The organism is Streptomyces sp. NPDC023541 (genome assembly GCF_055559995.1).
Map to the genome: position 1 here is coordinate 225,862 of NZ_JBVHJO010000011.1, position 16,646 is coordinate 242,507.

The 16,646-nt window shown below is 72.1% G+C and carries 14 protein-coding genes and 1 pseudogene; 8 read left to right on the forward strand and 7 right to left on the reverse strand.

The features are described from left to right. Positions 1–62: 62 nt before the first annotated feature. The 3 genes from tyrS to ACZ3X1_RS26350 all read right to left on the reverse strand — a co-directional run bounded on the left by tyrS (position 63) and on the right by ACZ3X1_RS26350 (position 4,387). Positions 63–1,331, reverse strand: a complete 1,269-nt coding sequence (tyrS, locus tag ACZ3X1_RS26340) for a tyrosine--tRNA ligase (protein ID WP_356815123.1) — start codon at positions 1,329–1,331, stop codon at positions 63–65. 52 nt (positions 1,332–1,383) lie between these two features. After that, positions 1,384–2,775 carry a metallopeptidase TldD-related protein gene (locus tag ACZ3X1_RS26345; RefSeq protein ID WP_467281160.1) on the reverse strand — a complete coding sequence of 464 codons (1,392 nt, stop codon included), beginning with the start codon at positions 2,773–2,775 and terminating at the stop codon, positions 1,384–1,386. Between the two features lie 88 nt (positions 2,776–2,863). Then, positions 2,864–4,387, reverse strand: a complete 1,524-nt coding sequence (locus tag ACZ3X1_RS26350; protein ID WP_467281161.1) for a TldD/PmbA family protein — start codon at positions 4,385–4,387, stop codon at positions 2,864–2,866. Between the two features lie 184 nt (positions 4,388–4,571). On the opposite strand from ACZ3X1_RS26350, the gene fabG reads away from it, so the two are divergent. The 3 genes from fabG to ACZ3X1_RS26365 all read left to right on the forward strand — a co-directional run bounded on the left by fabG (position 4,572) and on the right by ACZ3X1_RS26365 (position 6,744). After that, entirely contained in the window at positions 4,572–5,291 is a 720-nt protein-coding gene (gene fabG / locus ACZ3X1_RS26355) for a 3-oxoacyl-[acyl-carrier-protein] reductase (RefSeq protein ID WP_356815126.1), read from the forward strand. A gap of 5 nt (positions 5,292–5,296) precedes the next feature. Continuing rightward, complete coding sequence (gene fabI / locus ACZ3X1_RS26360) at positions 5,297–6,067, forward strand: enoyl-ACP reductase FabI (RefSeq protein ID WP_467281162.1); 771 nt, start codon at positions 5,297–5,299, stop codon at positions 6,065–6,067. Positions 6,068–6,312: 245 nt separating this feature from the next. After that, positions 6,313–6,744 carry a hypothetical protein gene (locus ACZ3X1_RS26365; RefSeq protein ID WP_362634729.1) on the forward strand — a complete coding sequence of 144 codons (432 nt, stop codon included), beginning with the start codon at positions 6,313–6,315 and terminating at the stop codon, positions 6,742–6,744. Here the strand turns inward: ACZ3X1_RS26365 and ACZ3X1_RS26370 are convergent. Next, positions 6,725–7,447 (reverse strand): FadR/GntR family transcriptional regulator, encoded by a 723-nt coding sequence (locus ACZ3X1_RS26370; protein WP_467281164.1) that lies wholly within the window; start codon positions 7,445–7,447, stop codon positions 6,725–6,727. The two genes, ACZ3X1_RS26365 and ACZ3X1_RS26370, sit on opposite strands and share 20 nt — an antisense overlap. A 64-nt stretch (positions 7,448–7,511) precedes the next feature. On the opposite strand from ACZ3X1_RS26370, the gene ACZ3X1_RS26375 reads away from it, so the two are divergent. The 4 genes from ACZ3X1_RS26375 (at position 7,512) to ACZ3X1_RS26390 (ending at position 9,921) form a co-directional block, all read left to right on the forward strand. Beyond that, positions 7,512–8,816, forward strand: coding sequence for a CynX/NimT family MFS transporter (locus ACZ3X1_RS26375; protein ID WP_467281165.1), 1,305 nt, complete (start codon positions 7,512–7,514; stop codon positions 8,814–8,816). A gap of 4 nt (positions 8,817–8,820) precedes the next feature. Beyond that, positions 8,821–8,940 carry an SGM_5486 family transporter-associated protein gene (locus ACZ3X1_RS26380; RefSeq protein ID WP_356815958.1) on the forward strand — a complete coding sequence of 40 codons (120 nt, stop codon included), beginning with the start codon at positions 8,821–8,823 and terminating at the stop codon, positions 8,938–8,940. 156 nt (positions 8,941–9,096) lie between these two features. Continuing rightward, the gene (locus tag ACZ3X1_RS26385) at positions 9,097–9,318 is read left to right on the forward strand and encodes a hypothetical protein (protein ID WP_467281166.1); all 222 of its coding nucleotides are present in this window, start codon (positions 9,097–9,099) and stop codon (positions 9,316–9,318) included. 81 nt (positions 9,319–9,399) lie between these two features. Beyond that, positions 9,400–9,921: a SixA phosphatase family protein gene (locus tag ACZ3X1_RS26390; RefSeq protein ID WP_356815960.1), complete on the forward strand. Its 522-nt coding sequence runs from the start codon at positions 9,400–9,402 to the stop codon at positions 9,919–9,921. Positions 9,922–10,078: 157 nt separating this feature from the next. On the opposite strand, the gene serB is transcribed toward ACZ3X1_RS26390, so the two are convergent. Further along, a complete protein-coding gene (gene serB / locus ACZ3X1_RS26395) occupies positions 10,079–11,278 on the reverse strand; it encodes a phosphoserine phosphatase SerB (RefSeq protein WP_467281167.1) in 1,200 nt (399 codons plus the stop codon). 213 nt (positions 11,279–11,491) lie between these two features. Beyond that, positions 11,492–12,883: pseudogene (locus ACZ3X1_RS26400) on the reverse strand (streptophobe family protein). 224 nt (positions 12,884–13,107) lie between these two features. Here ACZ3X1_RS26400 and ACZ3X1_RS26405 point away from each other — a divergent pair. Continuing rightward, complete coding sequence (locus ACZ3X1_RS26405; RefSeq protein WP_467281168.1) at positions 13,108–15,630, forward strand: ABC transporter ATP-binding protein/permease; 2,523 nt, start codon at positions 13,108–13,110, stop codon at positions 15,628–15,630. Positions 15,631–15,730: 100 nt separating this feature from the next. Here the strand turns inward: ACZ3X1_RS26405 and ACZ3X1_RS26410 are convergent, their stop codons facing one another. Continuing rightward, a complete protein-coding gene (locus tag ACZ3X1_RS26410; RefSeq protein WP_467281169.1) occupies positions 15,731–16,441 on the reverse strand; it encodes a transglycosylase SLT domain-containing protein in 711 nt (236 codons plus the stop codon). Positions 16,442–16,646: the final 205 nt, after the last annotated feature.

Below are 16,646 nucleotides of genomic sequence, written 5' to 3' on the forward strand. Positions count from 1 at the left end.
ACCGTGAAGTCCGAACCGGCCCCTCGGCCATGCCGTACGGGTCCGACGCGTCCCGGGACGCGTCAGGCGCCGGTGACCTCGACCGCCGCCAGGTTCTTCTTGCCCCGGCGCAGGACCAGCCAGCGCCCGTGCAGCAGGTCCTCCGCGGCGGGGACCGCGTCCTCGGCGGTGACCTTCGCGTTGTTCACGTAGGCACCGCCCTCCTTCACCGTCCGGCGCCCGGCCGACTTGCTCGCGACCAGGCCGGTCTCCGCGAAGAGGTCCACCACCAGGGCCAGCTCCGACACCTTGGCGTGCGGCAGCTCCGACAGGGCCGCGGCCAGCGTGGCCTCGTCCAGCTCCGCCAGGTCGCCCTGGCCGAACAGCGCCCGCGACGCGGCGATCACGGCGGCGCACTGGTCGGCGCCGTGCACCAGCGTGGTCAGCTCCTCCGCCAGCGCCCGCTGGGCGGCGCGCGCCTGCGGCCGCTCGGCGGTCTGCGCCTCCAGCTCCTCCAGCTCCTCGCGGGACTTGAAGGAGAGGATCCGCATGTAGGTGGAGATGTCCCGGTCGTCCACGTTCAGCCAGAACTGGTAGAACGCGTACGGAGTGGTCATCTCCGGGTCCAGCCAGACGGCCCCGCCCTCGGTCTTGCCGAACTTGGTGCCGTCCGCCTTGACCATCAGCGGGGTCGCCATCGCGTGGACGTGCGCGTCCGGCTCGACCCGGTGGATCAGGTCGAGGCCGGCCGTCAGGTTGCCCCACTGGTCCGAGCCGCCCTGCTGGAGGGTGCAGCCGTGGCGCCGGTACAGCTCCAGGAAGTCCATGCCCTGGAGCAGCTGGTAGCTGAACTCCGTGTAGCTGATGCCCTGGTCCGACTCCAGCCGCTTGGCGACCGAGTCCTTCGTCAGCATCTTGTTGACGCGGAAGTGCTTGCCGATGTCCCGCAGGAACTCGATGGCGGACATGCCCGCCGTCCAGTCCAGGTTGTTGACCAGGACCGCGGCGTTCTCGCCCTCGAAGGACAGGAACGGCTCGATCTGCGAGCGCAGCCGGTCCACCCACTCCGCGATGACCGCGGGATCGTTCAGGGTGCGCTCGGCGGTCGGACGGGGGTCACCGATCTGACCGGTGGCCCCGCCGACCAGCGCGAGCGGCCGGTTGCCCGCCAGCTGCAGCCGCCGCATCGTGAGCACCTGCACCAGGTGGCCGACGTGCAGCGAGGCGGCGGTCGGGTCATAGCCGCAATAGAACGTGACCGGACCGTCCGCGAAGGCCTTGCGCAGCGCTTCTTCGTCGGTGGACTGGGCGAAGAGCCCGCGCCACTTCAGTTCGTCGACGATGTCCGTCACGGTCTCTCGACTCCTTACGTTTTGTGGAAATGCCGTGCTCAGTCTAGGTGGGTCAGACGCCCTTGCTCACCGAACTCATGTTGAAGTCCGGGATGCGGACAGCCGGCATCGCAGCCCGCGTGAACCAGTCGCTCCACTCGCGCGGCAGGGTCTTCTCCGTGCGGCCCGCCTCCGAGGCCCGCGACAGCAGGTCCACGGGGGACTCGTTGAAGCGGAAGTTGTTCACCTCGCCCACGACCTGCCCGTTCTCCACCAGGTAGACCCCGTCGCGGGTCAGGCCCGTCAGCAGCAGCGTGGCCGGGTCCACCTCGCGGATGTACCAGAGGCAGGTCAGCAGCAGGCCCCGCTCGGTGTCCGCGACCATCTCGTCGAGGGACTTCTCGCAGCCGCCGTCCAGGATCAGGTTCCCGAAGCCGGGGGAGACCGGCAGGCCGGTCAGGCCGGCCGTGTGCCGGGTCGTCGACAGCCGGGCCAGCTCGCCGTCCCGGATCCACTCGGTCACCGGGACCGGCAGACCGTTGTCGAAGGCCGAGACGTCGTCGCCGGAGCTGTGCGCGATGACGAACGGCGCGGACTCCAGGCCCGGCGCGTTCGGGTCGCTGCGCAGCGTCAGCGGCAGGTCGGTCAGCTTCTCGCCGAGCCGGGTGCCGCCGCCGGGCTTGGAGAAGACCGTACGGCCCTCCACCGCGTCCCGGGCCGACGCCGACCACATCTGGTAGATCAGCAGGTCCGCCACGGCCGTCGGCGGCAGCAGCGTCTCGTACCGACCGGCGGGCAGCTCGATCTTCCGCTCCGCCCAGCCCAGCCGTACGGCGAGCTCCGCATCCAGCACGGTCGGGTCCACGTCCTTGAAGTCCCGGGTGGAGCGGCCGGCCCAGGCCGAACGCCGGCGGTCCGGGGACTTCGCGTTGAGCTCCAGGGTGCCGTTGGGCTGGTCGTGGCGCAGCCGAAGGCCCGTCGAGGTGCCGACGTACGTGGAGACCAGCTCGTGGTGGGCGAAGCCGTACAGCTCCCGGCCGCCCGCCCGGGCCCGGGCGAAGGCCTCCCCGAGGGCCGGGGCGAAGTCCGCGAACACGGCGGAGGTGGTCTCGGCCGGGGCGTCGGTGAAGTCCGGCGACACCGGGGTCCCGGTGACCAGCGGCTGGGCGTCCTCGGCGGGTCCGGCGCCCCGCGCGGCCGCCTCGGCGGCCCGTACGAGGGGCTCCAGGTCCTCGGCGGTGACGGCGGAGCGCGACACGACCCCCGAGGCCGTGCCCTCCTTGCCGTCGACCGTGGCGATGACCGTCAGGGTCCGGCCGCGGGTGACCCCGTTGGTCGTCAGGGCGTTGCCGGCCCAGCGCAGGTTGGCGCTCGACTCCTCGTCGGCGATGACGACGCATCCGTCGGCGGTGGACAGCTCCAGGGCCCGCTCGACGATCTCGTGCGGCTTGGTCGATCGGCTCATCGGCCTGCCTCCTGCGTGGTGTTCGGACTGTGCTGTCCCGGGGGGCGACCCCCGGACCCCCGGCAGATCTCGTGGTGATCGTGCGTGGTCATCGGCCGCCCTCCTGCGTGGTGTTCAGGATGTTCACGTCGCGGAACAGCGCGGACGGGCAGCCGTGCGAGACCGCCGCGACCTGGCCCGGCTGGGCCTTGCCGCAGTTGAAGGCGCCGCCCAGGACATAGGTCTGCGGGCCGCCGACCTTCTCCATCGAGCCCCAGAAGTCGGTGGTGGTGGCCTGGTAGGCGACGTCGCGCAGCTGCCCGGCCAGCCGGCCGTTCTCGATCCGGAAGAACCGCTGCCCGGTGAACTGGAAGTTGTAGCGCTGCATGTCGATCGACCAGGAGCGGTCGCCGACCACGAAGATGCCGCGCTCCACCCCGCCGATCAGGTCCTCGGTCGACAGTCCGCCGGGATCCGGCTGGAGGGACACGTTCGCCATCCGCTGGACCGGCACGTGCCCGGGGGAGTCGGCGAAGGCGCAGCCGTTGGACCGCCCGAGGCCGGTCAGCTTCGCGATCCGCCGGTCCAGCTGGTAGCCGACCAGGGTGCCGTCCTTGACGAGGTCCCAGCTCTGCGCCTGGACGCCCTCGTCGTCGAAACCGACGGTGGCCAGCCCGTGCTCGGCGGTCCGGTCGCCCGTCACGTTCATGATCGGGGAGCCGTACCGGAGCTTGCCCAGCTGGTCGAAGGTGGCGAAGGAGGTCCCCGCGTACGCCGCCTCGTAGCCCAGCGCCCGGTCGAGCTCGGTGGCGTGGCCGATGGACTCGTGGATGGTGAGCCACAGGTTGGACGGGTCCACCACTAGGTCGTAGCGCCCGGCCTGCACGCTCGGCGCCCGCATCTTCTCGGCGAGCAGGCCGGGGATCTCCTCCAGCTCGGCGTTCCAGTCCCAGCCGGTGCCGGTCAGGTACTCCCAGCCGCGGCCGGTGGGCGGGGCGATGGTGCGCATCGAGTCGAACTCGCCGGTGGTGCCGTTGACGGCGACCGCCGTGAGCTGCGGGTGGATCCGGACCCGCTGCTGCGTGGTCGTGGTGCCCGCGGTGTCGGCGTAGAACTTGTTCTCGTGCACCGCGAGCAGCGAGGCGTCCACGTGCGCGACGCCGTCGGCCGCCAGCAGCCGGGAGCTCCAGTCGGCGAGCAGCGCCGCCTTCTCCGCGTCCGGCACCTCGAAGGGGTTCACCTCGTAGGAGGAGATCCACGTCTTGTCCGCGTGCACCGGCTCGTCGGCGAGCTCCACGCGCTCGTCCGAACCGGCGGCCTTGATCACCTGGGCGGACAGCTTCGCCATGGCCACGGCCTGCGAGGCCACCTTGGCGGCGCCGTCCATGGTGAGGTCCACGCCGGAGGCGAACCCCCAGCTGCCCCCGTGCACGACCCGGACCGCGTAGCCGAGGTCGGTGGTGTCGGACCCGCCGGAGGGCTTGGCGTCGCGCAGCCGCCACGAGGCGCTGCGGATCCGCTCCAGCCGGAAGTCGGCATGGTCGGCGCCCAGCGCGCGGGCCCGGGCGAGCGCCGCGTCGGCGAGCGCCCGCAGGGGCAGCGCGGTGAAGGCCGCGTCGATGGAATGGGGCACGGAAGTCCTCCCGGGGTCGGGGACGGTCGCCCCGATCATGTCGCGATCGGGGCCCTTGTGCCTACATCTTTCTGTAGGGACTCGACAGAGCCCGCTGCGAGGCCCTGTCGGGGCTCGATTCTCCGTACGAGCGATGCGACCTATAGGTTTTCGGTATTCAGACCGCTAGCGAAAGGGTGATCCGTTGAGCCGCTCGGTTCTCGTCACCGGAGGAAACCGGGGCATCGGCCTCGCCATCGCCCGAGCCTTCGCGGAGGCCGGCGACAAGGTCGCGATCACGTACCGGTCGGGTGAGCCGCCGCAGGCCCTCACCGAGCTCGGTGTCCTGGCGGTGCGGTGCGACATCACCGACTCCGAGCAGGTGGAGCAGGCCTACAAGGAGATCGAGGACGCGCACGGCGCGGTCGAGGTGCTCGTGGCCAACGCCGGCATCACCAAGGACACGCTGCTGATGCGCATGTCCGAGGAGGACTTCTCCTCGGTCCTCGACACCAACCTCACGGGCACCTTCCGGGTGGTCAAGCGCGCGAACCGCGGCATGCTCCGTGCCAAGAAGGGCCGCGTCGTCCTGATCTCCTCGGTCGTCGGGCTCATGGGGTCGGCGGGGCAGGCCAACTACGCGGCCTCCAAGGCCGCGCTGGTCGGCTTCGCCCGCTCGCTCGCTCGCGAGCTGGGCTCCCGCAACATCACCTTCAACGTCGTCGCGCCCGGTTTCGTGGACACCGACATGACGAAGGTCCTCACCGACGAGCAGCGCGCGGGCATCGTGGCGCAGGTGCCGCTGGCCCGCTACGCGCAGCCCGAGGAGATCGCGGCAGCCGTCCGCTTCCTGGCGTCCGACGACGCCGCGTACATCACCGGAGCCGTCATTCCCGTTGACGGCGGATTGGGCATGGGTCACTGATCACCATGAGCGGAATTCTCGAGGGCAAGCGCATCCTCATCACGGGTGTGCTGATGGAGTCCTCCATCGCCTTCCACGCGGCCAAGCTGGCCCAGGAGCAGGGCGCCGAGGTCATCCTCACCGCGTGGCCGCGTCCGTCGCTGACGGAGCGCGTCGCGAAGAAGCTGCCCAAGCCGGTCAAGGTGATCGAGCTCGACGTCAGCAACGACGAGCACCTGGCCCGCCTGGAGGGCCTCGTCCGTGACGAGCTCGGCGGCCTCGACGGTGTCGTGCACTCCATCGGCTTCGCGCCGCAGGACGCCCTCGGCGGCAACTTCCTGAACACGCCGTTCGAGTCGGTCGCCACCGCCATGCACGTCTCGGCGTTCTCGCTGAAGTCGCTGACGATGGCCTGCAAGCCGCTCTTCCCGGCGCAGGGCGCGGCCGTCGTCGGCCTCACCTTCGACGCGCAGTTCGCCTGGCCGCAGTACGACTGGATGGGCCCGGCCAAGGCCGCGCTGGAGGCCACCAGCCGCTACCTCGCCCGCGACCTGGGCAAGGAGAACATCCGCTGCAACCTGGTCTCGGCCGGTCCGATCGGCTCCATGGCCGCGAAGTCCATCCCGGGCTTCGGCGAGCTGGCCGAGGTCTGGAACACGCGCTCCATGCTGGAGTGGGACATGAGCGATCCGGAGCCGACGGGCAAGGGCGTCGTCGCCCTGCTGTCGGACTGGTTCCCGAAGACCACCGGCGAGATCGTCCACGTGGACGGCGGCGTGCACGCGATGGGCGCCTGACCCCCGGTCAGGACCCCGTGTCCGTACGGCGGCGGCCGCGCTTCACCCCCGGGGGAGGCGCGGCCGCCGCCGTTCTCGTGTCCGCCCACGGGGGGCCGGGGCGGACGCGGGGGCCGGGGCCCGGAGGGCCGGCTTCGCTCGCATGTTCACCGGCTGACCGGATCTTCCCGAGTCGAAAACCGGCGCAGATGCCTGCAAACTGGCCAGGTCGGGATCTTCCCGGCTCCGGCGGGGAGGAGGCAGGAGTGCGCACCAGGCCGAGCCGAGCGGTATCGATGCTGGTCACGTCGGTGATCGTGACCGGACTCCTGATCCCGGCCGTCGCCGCGCAGCCCTCCGGAGACGAGGCCGCCCCCGGCCCCGAGGTGGCGGGCCCGGCCGTCGTGGAGTTCTCCGACATCCCCGCCGAGCCCCCCGTGCAGCCCTCGCCGCCCGCCGCCCGTGAACTCTTCGGCGCCGACTGCGCCACCTCGATCGAGGGCTCCCAGGTGACCGCGCACTGCCACAACGCCTACCCGGAGACCGACCTGGTGAGCCTGCACGTGGAGTGCGACCGCTGGTGGGACCTGGACGGCGACGGCGCGGCCGTCGCCGTCGGCCCGACCGGCCGGGCCGAGCTCACCGGCCGCTGCTGGAAGGAAGTCCGCGCGGCCTGGGTCAGCCACCGACGGGCGTGACCGGAGCCCCCTGGGCGTCCGTGCGGTCCTTGCCGTCCTTGCCGAGGCAGACGAAGGGGTAGCCCGCGGCCTCCGAGGCCGCCGCGTCCCCGTCACCGCGCCGGATCGCCTCGATCAGGCGGGCGTGGTCGAGATGGGCGGCGGGATCCAGCACGGTGCCCACGTCGGCCCGCAGCCAGTCGGCCACCAGCTCGCCCAGGTCCGCGTACAGCTCGATCAGTACGTCGTTGTGCGAGGCCGTCACCACCGCCATGTGCAGACTCACGTCCGCCGCGACGAAGACCTCCGCGTCCCCGCCCGCCCAGGCCTCCTCGCGGCGCGCCAGCAGGGCGTCCAGCTGGCCCAGGTCCCGCTCGGTACGCCGCTCGGCCGCCAGTCGGGCCGCCGAGGACTCCAGCGTGGAGCGCAGCTCGGCGATGTGCCTCGGCTCGGCCCCGGCGAAGCGCCTGTGCATGACGCCGGCCAGCTCGCTGGTCGCGATGACGTACGTGCCCGAACCCTGCCGGATGTCGAGGAGGCCGTTGTGCGCCAGTGCCCGCACCGCCTCGCGCACGGTGTTGCGGGCGACGCCGATCAGCTCCACCAGCTCCGGCTCGGTGGGGATGCGCGAGCCGACCGGCCACTCGCCGGAGGTGATCTGGTTGCGCAACTGGGCGATCACCTGGTCGACGAGCGCGGAGCGCCGGGGCGAGGTCAGCGGCATGGGTTCCTCTCACGTACGGGCTGCGGCTGGACAACCAATCATCCCATGATTCTATGATGGTTGAATGTCCGAGGAAGAAACCACGACGCTCGACCGGCCCACCGCAGACCGCGCCACGGTCGCCACCCCGGCCGCTACGGCGCGGCCGACCTGGCTCGGCCCGGTGCTCATCGTCGGAATCGTGCTGGCGGCCCTCAACCTGCGCCCCGCCATCACCAGCCTCGGCGCCCTCTTCGAGGAGACCCGCACCGGCCTGGGCATGAGCGGCACGGTCGCCGGACTGATCACCTCCGTCCCGGCCCTGTGCTTCGCCGTCTTCGGCGTCACCGCGCCCCGGCTCTCCCGCCGCTTCGGCCCGGTCGCCGTCGTCTGCGCCGGCATGGCCGCCGTCACCGCCGGACTGCTGATCCGGCCCTTCGCGAACGGTGCCGCCGGCTTCCTCGCCGCCAGCGCTCTGTCGCTGGCCGGCATAGCGCTCACCAACGTCCTGCTCCCGGTGATCGTCAAGCGCTACTTCCCCGACCGGGTCGGCACCATGACCGGCCTCTACTCCATGGCCCTGGCCGCCGGCACCTCGCTCGCAGCGGCCGCGACCGTCCCGCTGACCGGCGCCCTCGGGCGCAGCTGGCGCACCGGCCTGCTGATGTGGGCCGCCCTCGCGGTCCTCGCCGTCCTGCTGTGGCTGCCCCTCGCCCGCGCCGCCCGGCGCGCCGACCGGGCCGCTGCGGCAGCCGCAGCCGGCTCGGGCGCCGGCGCCGCCGTACGGACCGACGCGGGCCCGCGGGTCGCCCGTAGCCGTACCGCCTGGGCCCTCGCCTGCTACTTCGGCCTCCAGGCCACCGGCGCGTACGTCACCATGGGCTGGCTCCCGCAGATCTTCCGCGACGCCGGCGTCTCCGCCTCCACCGCCGGCGTGCTCCTCGCCGTCACCATGGTCATGGGCGTCCCGCTCGCCTTCGTCATCCCGGGTCTGGCCGGCCGTATGAGGAACCAGGGGGCCATCGCCGTCACCCTCGGCGTCTTCGGCCTCACCGGCTACCTGGGGCTCTACTTCGCCCCCGCCGCCGGAGCCTGGGCCTGGGCGCTCCTGCTCGGCGTCTCCAACTGCGCGTTCCCGCTGGTCATCACCATGATCGGGCTGCGCGCCAAGTCCCCGGCCGGCGTGGCCAAGCTGTCCGCCTTCGCCCAGAGCACCGGCTACCTCATCTCCATCCCCGGCCCGCTCGTCATCGGCACCCTCTACCAGCACAGCGGCGGCTGGGACCTGCCGCTCGCCCTGATGGCCGGCCTGCTCGTCCCGCAGATCGCCCTCGGCGTGCTGGCGGGACGGGACCGCACGATCGAGCACGAATGCGGCGTGCGAGACTGACCGCATGTCGCCCGTACTCGAACCGAACCCGCAGGACGGCCGCAAGAAGCTCGGCATCGTCCTCGGTGTCTTCCTCGGCATCACCGTGATCATCTCCGTCATCGCGACGATCGCCTCGCCCTGACGCCGGCCACCCCCCGGGGGTGGGGATATCCCCACCAACCCCTAGGGGGCCCGGCTCAGGGTGAAGTGGGGTGTGGCCCGGATGGGAACCGGCGTCCCGGATCCATAGATTCGTAGGCAGCAAGCCAGCCCGGTCCACACACCCACGGAGGCGGCCATGTCGGCCCCCACGCGCACACGGTCCCTCCCGTCCGCCCGCCGGGTGAGCGCCACCACCGTGGCGAGCACCCGGCTGCACTGGTGGGCGCCGGCCCTGCCCGCACTCGCCTTCGGGCTGCTCCTGCTGCTCCTCGCCGGATCCGGCGAGGCCCACGCGGCCACCGGCGAGGTCTCCGGTCTCGTCCAGGTCGCCGAGCAGTTCCTGCGCGCCGTCGGCTGACCTCCCGAGCGCCCCTCACCACCTGGGACGAGCCCCCAACAGCCTGCGCCCCACGGCCCGTTTCATGGGAAGCTGGGAGCCATGAGCGCAGACACACCCCGCAGGATCGCCCTCCTCCGGCACGCCAAGGCCGACTGGCCCGAGGTGCCCGACCACGACCGTCCGCTGGCGGAACGGGGCCGCAAGGACGCGCCGGCCGTCGGTCTGAAGCTCGCCGAGACCGGCATCGCCTTCGACCTGGCCCTCTGCTCCACCGCGGCCCGCACCCGCGAGACCTGGAAGCTCGCCGTCCAGGAGATGCCGCACCGGCCGAAGACCCATTACGAGGAGCGGATCTACGACGCCTCGCCGGGCGAGCTCATCGCCCTGCTGAACGAGACCTCCGACGAGGTCTGCGACCTCCTCGTCATCGGCCACAACCCGGGCATGCACGCCCTCGCCGACGCCCTCTCCGGGCGGGCGGAGGGCGACACCCTGGCGCGGATGAACCGCACGGGATTCCCGACCGCCGCGCTCGCCGTCGTCTCCTTCACCGGCTCGTGGAAGTCGCTGGAGCACGGGGTGGGCACCCTGCTGGACTACTGGACTCCCAAGGGCCACTGACCGGCGCCGCACGCGAAGGGGCCCCGGCGGCCGCACCGGCCGCCGGGGCCCGCTCATGTCCGGGATCGGGGTGCCCAGGCCGTCCCTGCCGGATCCCGTCGGGCGGCGCGGGCCCGGCGGGGGCCGAAAGGGGCGGGCTCGGGGCACCGACGGGGGATCAGGCCAGGTCGGCTGCCTCGACCTCCTCGCGGGTGATCCCCAGCAGGTACAGCACCGCGTCCAGGAACGGCACGTTCACCGCCGTGTGCGCCGCCTCGCGGACCACCGGCTTGGCGTTGAAGGCCACGCCCAGCCCGGCCGCGTTCAGCATGTCCAGGTCGTTGGCGCCGTCACCGATGGCCACCGTCTGGGCCAGCGGCACGCCGGCCTCGGCGGCGAAGCGGCGCAGCAGCCGGGCCTTGCCCGCCCGGTCCACGATCTCCCCCGTGACCTTGCCCGTCAGCTTCCCGTCGACGATCTCCAGGGTGTTGGCGGAGGCGAAGTCCAGCCCCAGCTGCTCCCGCAGGTCGTCCGTCACCTGGGTGAAGCCGCCGGACACCACGCCCACCTGGTAGCCGAGCCGCTTCAGCGTACGGATCAGGGTCCGCGCGCCCGGGGTCAGCTGCACCTCGGCGCGGACCTTGTCGACGACGGAGGCGTCCAGGCCCGCCAGCAGCGCAACGCGGGCGTGCAGCGACTGCTCGAAGTCCAGCTCGCCGCGCATGGCCCGTTCGGTGACCTCGGCGACCTCGGCCTCGCACCCGGCGTGGGCGGCGAAGAGCTCGATGACCTCGTCCTGGATGAGGGTCGAGTCCACGTCCATGACGACCAGGCGCTGCGCCCGGCGGTGCAGGCCGGCCGAGACGACGGCGATGTCCACGCCGATGTGCGCGGCGGCCGTGGCCAGCGCCGTGCGCAGCGGCGCGGTCTCCACACCGGAGACGGCGAACTCCACCGCGGTCACCGGATACTTGGCGAGCCGGAAGATGCGGTCGATGTTGCCGCCGGCCCCGGTGATCTCCGCGGCGATGGCGGCCGTGGACTCGGCGGTGAGCGGGTGGCCGAGCACCGTGACGTGGGACCGGCCGCTGCCGCGCGGCCGGTTGTCACCGGTACCGGAGAGGATCTCGGCCTGCAGCTTGAGCGATTCGGCCCAGCTGTGGACGGTGGCCCGCAGGTCGCCCTCGGTGCCGCCGACGGGCTTGGTGACGAGGGCGCACAGGACGATGCGGCCACGGGTGACGACCTGCTCGATGTCGACGACGTCGACGGAGTAGGCGGCGAGGGTGTCGAACAGCCCGGCGGTGATCCCGGGACGGTCCTTGCCGAAGATCTTGACGAGGAGGGTGGGGACGTCGGAGGTCTGCGATGCGCTCATGGTGCCCTCACCGTATCTTCCCGGCCCCCGGGACAGGACCCCCGTCCCATTTCCTGAACGTGCCGCGTCCCGCTCCCGTAACGCGCGGCGTCCCGCTCCCGAACGCGCCGCGTCCGGCGCGGGCGTCACCGCGTCACCGTGGCGGAGCCGGCGGCTCCGGCGGTTTCGGCGGCGGCGGAGCGCCCGGGGGGTGCGGCGGGACGCCGGTGACCGTCACGTCCCAGGAGACGTCCGGATCCAGGTACGGCACAGCGCACTCGGGCGGCGGCGGACCCTGCCCGCTCCGGCCCTCGCGGCCGCCGCCCCGGCCGCCCCGGCGTACCGGGCCGGCCGGGCCCGCTCGGTACGGGACCGTGGGCGCACCGGGATCCACCGGGCCCGCCCGGCCGGGCGGGCCCGCGGCCGCGTGTCCCGTCGGATCGGCGGCCGCCCGGCCCCGGCCGGCAGCGCACCGGCCCCGCCGGCCACCGAACCCCACACCGAGCCCAGCAGCAGGGCGTACGGGACGTCCCCGCGCAGCTCCACCCCGGCATCCACCAGGTCCACCCCCAGCACCGCCGGCGAGGCGTCCGCCGACAACCGCGTCAGCCGCACCAGCACCGCCAGCGCCACCCCCGTCACCGCCCTCATCCGCACCGCGCACTCCGCGACGCCGCGCCCGGGGGTCCGTACGGCCGCCGGCACGCCCGCGGTGAGCAGCAGCGGGAACACCCCCACCACCAGCAGCCAGACCCGCCCGTCGTACTCCGCGAGCCGGGCCACCGTCACCGGCTCCCGCGTGGAGGCGGACAGCAGGTCGTCCAGTGGATCCGGCAGCAGCCGGGCCGGCTCTCCCGTGGCCCCGCCGCGCACCGGCACGAACAACCCCAGCAGCACCCCCAGCCAGCTACCGTTCGGTGCGCCCAGCAGCGCGGCGCCCAGCACCCGCCCGGGTCGTTCGTCGCCCAGCGCCGCCCCCACCGCCGCGGCCGGCCCCGCAGCCACCGCGACCAGCCCCGCCACCACCGCGGAGGCGGCGGGCCGCACCCGGGCGAGTACGGCCGGCCCGCGCCGAGACCAGCAGCGCCACCGCCGGCACCGCGAGCGCCCACAGGCCCGCGCCCAGCAGGGTCGGCCCGGGTGCCACGGAGAAGCCCGCCCGGGTCCGCGCCTCGACCAGGTCCCCGGCGCGGTCCGGGAGCAGCCCGCCGATGCCCCCGATCCCGGACACCTCGACCTTCACCGGGGTCCTCGGCAGCGCCGCGCCGTCGAGGGTGACCGCGTCGTGCCCGGCCCACGCCAGACCTCCCGCCGTCGCGACGAGCAGCGCCGTGAACGCCACGGCTCTGGCGGCCGTCTCACCCGCGCCCGCCCCGGCCCGCAGCGAGCGCGGGAACACCCCCGCCAGCACCAGGGCTCCGCCAGCGACACCCCCAAGGGCATGACGTCCAGGGAGGTTTGGGCCCCCGCCCCGGCAACTCCGAGGACCGAGACGTCACCCGAAGGGTCCACGGTTCCACCGACCGCGAGGACCACCACCACGGCGGCCGCCATCGGCCCGAGCGAACCCCCGGCCGCGTCCGCGCCCAGCAGGTGCAGGCCCAGGCCGGCCACCCCCGCCGTCACGATCAGGGACCAGCCGAGCGATACGCGACGGAAACCCCGGGCGAGAAGTCCCGTATCTCACTCTCCGGGTGACTTTCGACCCCGTCAACGGGCAGACGTGGACGCCCGGGCAAGGCCCGGATTCCACATACGGCGGCAGGCCTGAAATAGTTCCCCCGGATGTTCGCCATCCCTAGACTCCCTGACGTCATGGGGGATTCTCGGGGGACTTAAGTGGGGCTGGAGTGCCGGAACTCGTACTGGAATTGAATGGCAGGACCTGGACGCTCGATCCGTCCAGGTCGTACTCACTGGGGCGCGATCCCCAGGGAGACGTGGTGATCGACGATGCCCGGGTGTCGTGGCGGCACGCCACCATCGCCTGGAACGGCCAGGGTTGGGGGCTCGAGGACCACGGCAGCACCAACGGCACCTACGTGCAGGGGGCCAGAGTCCAGCAGACCGCGCTGGTGCCCGGCACGCCGGTCCACCTGGGCAACGCCACCGACGGACCGCGGCTGAATCTGAGCGCCGCCGCCGCGCCGCAGCCCGCCGTGGCACAGCAGCAGGCGCAGCAGACCCCGGCCCAGGCGTACGCCCAGCCGCAGGCGGCGGCCTACCAGGCTCCGCAGCAGCAGCCCCAGCAGGCCTGGAACCAGCAGCCGCAGCAGCCGCAGGTCCACGTCCCGCAGCAGCAGGGCGGCGGCGCCGCGCCCCGCCAGCCGCAGGCCGCAGCGCCGGGTTACGCCGGAGACCGCAGCCCGACGACGTTCCACCAGCTCTCGCTGGGCCACGTCATGCGGATCGGCCGCGCGCTGGAGAACGAGCTGGTGGTCTCCGACCTCCAGGTCTCGCGCCACCACGCCGAGTTCCACTCGATGCCCGGCGGCCGCTTCGAGATCCGCGACCTCGGCAGCCACAACGGCACCTACGTCAACGGTCAGCCGCTGGCGAAGTCCGGCACCCAGCTCCTCGGCCCGAACGACATCGTCGGCGTCGGCCACTCGACGTTCCGCATCGTCGGGGACCGCCTCGAGGAGTTCGTCGACACCGGTGAGGTCTCCTTCTCGGCCCGCCACCTCACCGTCACGGTCGAGGGCGGCAAGCAGATCCTCAAGGACGTCACCTTCGGCGTCCCGGAGAAGTCGCTGATCGGCGTCATCGGCCCGTCCGGCTCAGGCAAGTCGACGCTGCTCAAGGCGCTGACCGGCTACCGGCCCGCCGACCAGGGCGACGTCCTCTACGACAACCGCAACCTGTACAAGCAGTTCGCGGAGCTCCGCCAGCGCATCGGCCTGGTCCCGCAGGACGACATCCTGCACAAGGAGCTGAGGGTCAACACCGCGCTCAAGTACGCGGCCAAGCTCCGCTTCCCCGGCGACACCGCCGAGTCCGAGCGCGCCGCCCGCATCGACGAGGTGCTGCGCGAGCTCAAGCTCGACATCCACAAGGACAAGAAGATCACCGCGCTCTCGGGTGGTCAGCGCAAGCGCGTGTCCGTGGCCCTGGAGCTGCTCACCAAGCCTTCGCTGATCTTCCTGGACGAGCCGACCTCCGGCCTCGACCCGGGCATGGACCGCGACGTCATGCAGCTGCTGCGCGGCCTCGCCGACGACGGCCGCACGGTCCTCGTCGTCACGCACTCCGTCGCCGAGCTGTCGCTGTGCGACAAGCTGCTCGTCATGGCCCCGGGCGGCTCGGTCGCCTACTTCGGGCCGCCGGACGAGGCGCTGAACTTCTTCGGCTACAGCACCTGGGCGGACGTCTTCTCGGCCTTCGAGAACTACCGCGACTACGACTGGGCGGGCCGCTGGAAGGGCTCCCAGCACTACCAGCTCTACGCCGCCGAGCTCGACGCGGTCGCCCCGCAGCCGGTGGTCATGCCGTCGGCGCAGCAGATGCGCCCGACCAAGCCGCAGGGCTGGGGCTCGCAGCTGTGGACGCTGATCCGCCGCTACGTCTCGGTGATCGCGTCGGACAAGGGCTTCATGGGCCTGATGCTGATCCTGCCGGCGGTCCTGGGCGTGGTCTCCACGGTCATCCCGGCGACCTTCGGCCTGGCGCCGCCGACCCCGCCGTCGCGCTTCAACGGCGACGCGGGCACGATCATGCTGATCCTCGCGGTCGGCATGTGCTTCTCCGGCGCCGCCAACTCGGTCCGTGAGCTGATCAAGGAACGCGTCATCTACGAGCGTGAACGCGCGACCGGCCTGTCCCGGACGGCGTACCTCATGTCGAAGGTGATCGTCCTCGGCGTCATCACGGCCATCCAGGGCGTGATCATCTGTGCGATCGGCTTCGCCCCGCGCGACCTGCCCGCCGAGGGCCTGCTGATGCCGCCGGCCGTCGAGCTGTGCGTGTCGGTCATCGCGCTCGGCTTCACCTCGATGATGTTCGGCCTGGTCATCTCCTCGCTGGTGAAGACCGCCGAGAAGACCATGCCGCTGCTCGTCATGTTCGCGATCGTCCAGGTCGTCTTCACCGGCATCCTCTTCCAGGTCTACGACTCCCCGGGCCTGGAGCAGTTCGCCTGGCTGATGCCGTCCCGCTGGGCCGTCGCCGCCGCCGGCACCACGCTGAACCTCGGCAAGCTCATGCCGCCGTGGGACCAGGACAACCCGACCAACACCGACCCGCTCTGGGACGCCACGGTCGGCCAGTGGAGCCTGAACATCATCATCCTGCTGGCCATCGGCATCGCGTGCGGGTTCCTCGTGCAGCGCCTGCTGCGCCGCCACGAGCCCGAGGTCATGCGCGCGGGCAAGTAGTCGCCGGCGCGCAGTACGCGCAACGCCGAAGGGCGGCACCCGGGATCCGGGTGCCGCCCTTCGGCGTTGCGTGCGGGGTGGGGCGAGGACCGCCGAAGGCCTAGTAGGCGCTGTTGACGTTGTCCATCGAGCCGTACCGGTCGGCCGCGTAGTTGCAGGCGGCGACGATGTTGGCGACCGGGTCGTACTGGTCGAACTTGGTGCCCTTGACGTGGTACGCCTTGAAGGTCGGGAGGATGACCTGGAGCAGACCCTTGCTGGGGATGCCGTTCTGGGCGTTGATGTCCCAGTTGTTGATCGCCATCGGGTTGCCGCTGGACTCACGCATGATGTTGCGGTGAATACCGGCGTAGGTGCCCGGAATGCGCTCCTTCTTCATGATGAAGAGGGCTTCCTTGATCCAGCCGTCCAGGTTGTTCGCGAACACCGGGGTGCGGGCGGCGGAGCGGCTCGCGGCGGCCTTCTGCTCGCGGGCCTTCTTCGCGGCGGCCTCGGCCTTGGCCTTGGCGGCGGCCTTGGCCTTGGCGTCGGCGTCGGCCTTGGCCTTGGCGGCGACAGCGGCGGCCTTGGCGTTGGCCTGGGCGATGACCTGCTGGGTGGAGAGGTGGCCGTACAGCGCCTTCGTCTGCGTGCCGTTGACGGCCTGGGCCCAGGCGACGGGGGCGGCGGAGATGGTGGTCTCGGCCTCGGCGGTGTCGGCGGGGACGAGGGAGAAGGCGACGGCGGCGGCGCTCAGGGTGGCGACACCGGCGAGGGACAGCTTGTGTGCCTTCGTCAGACGACTGTGACCAGGGGTGCGGGAAGCAGACATGGCGGGGCAACCTCTTCGAATAGCGGGGGCCGCAGGAAGGCGCCGAGCGGATCCGGGATCCGCGGCGCCTGGCGACGGGAGCAATTCTTAGCGGCGGCAAAATGCTGTGGCAAAGGTGTGACGTACGATCCCGCTTAGTGGATCAGGGCCGGGCGCCGGGGCCCGCTGTGCGGCCCCGGCGCTACGCCTGCCCGACCTGACAGGA

Excerpts from the sequence above, each read along its gene's own strand:
- ACZ3X1_RS26345 (WP_467281160.1), bottom strand. The coding sequence starts at position 2,775 with ATGAGCCGATCGACCAAGCCGCACGAGATCGTCGAGCGGGCCCTGGAG.
- fabI (WP_467281162.1), top strand. The coding sequence starts at position 5,297 with ATGAGCGGAATTCTCGAGGGCAAGCGCATCCTCATCACGGGTGTGCTG.
- ACZ3X1_RS26370 (WP_467281164.1), bottom strand. The coding sequence starts at position 7,447 with ATGCCGCTGACCTCGCCCCGGCGCTCCGCGCTCGTCGACCAGGTGATC.
- ACZ3X1_RS26375 (WP_467281165.1), top strand. The coding sequence starts at position 7,512 with ATGTCCGAGGAAGAAACCACGACGCTCGACCGGCCCACCGCAGACCGC.
- ACZ3X1_RS26380 (WP_356815958.1), top strand. The coding sequence starts at position 8,821 with ATGTCGCCCGTACTCGAACCGAACCCGCAGGACGGCCGCAAGAAGCTC.
- ACZ3X1_RS26385 (WP_467281166.1), top strand. The coding sequence starts at position 9,097 with ATGTCGGCCCCCACGCGCACACGGTCCCTCCCGTCCGCCCGCCGGGTG.
- ACZ3X1_RS26390 (WP_356815960.1), top strand. The coding sequence starts at position 9,400 with ATGAGCGCAGACACACCCCGCAGGATCGCCCTCCTCCGGCACGCCAAG.
- serB (WP_467281167.1), bottom strand. The coding sequence starts at position 11,278 with ATGAGCGCATCGCAGACCTCCGACGTCCCCACCCTCCTCGTCAAGATC.
- ACZ3X1_RS26410 (WP_467281169.1), bottom strand. The coding sequence starts at position 16,441 with ATGTCTGCTTCCCGCACCCCTGGTCACAGTCGTCTGACGAAGGCACAC.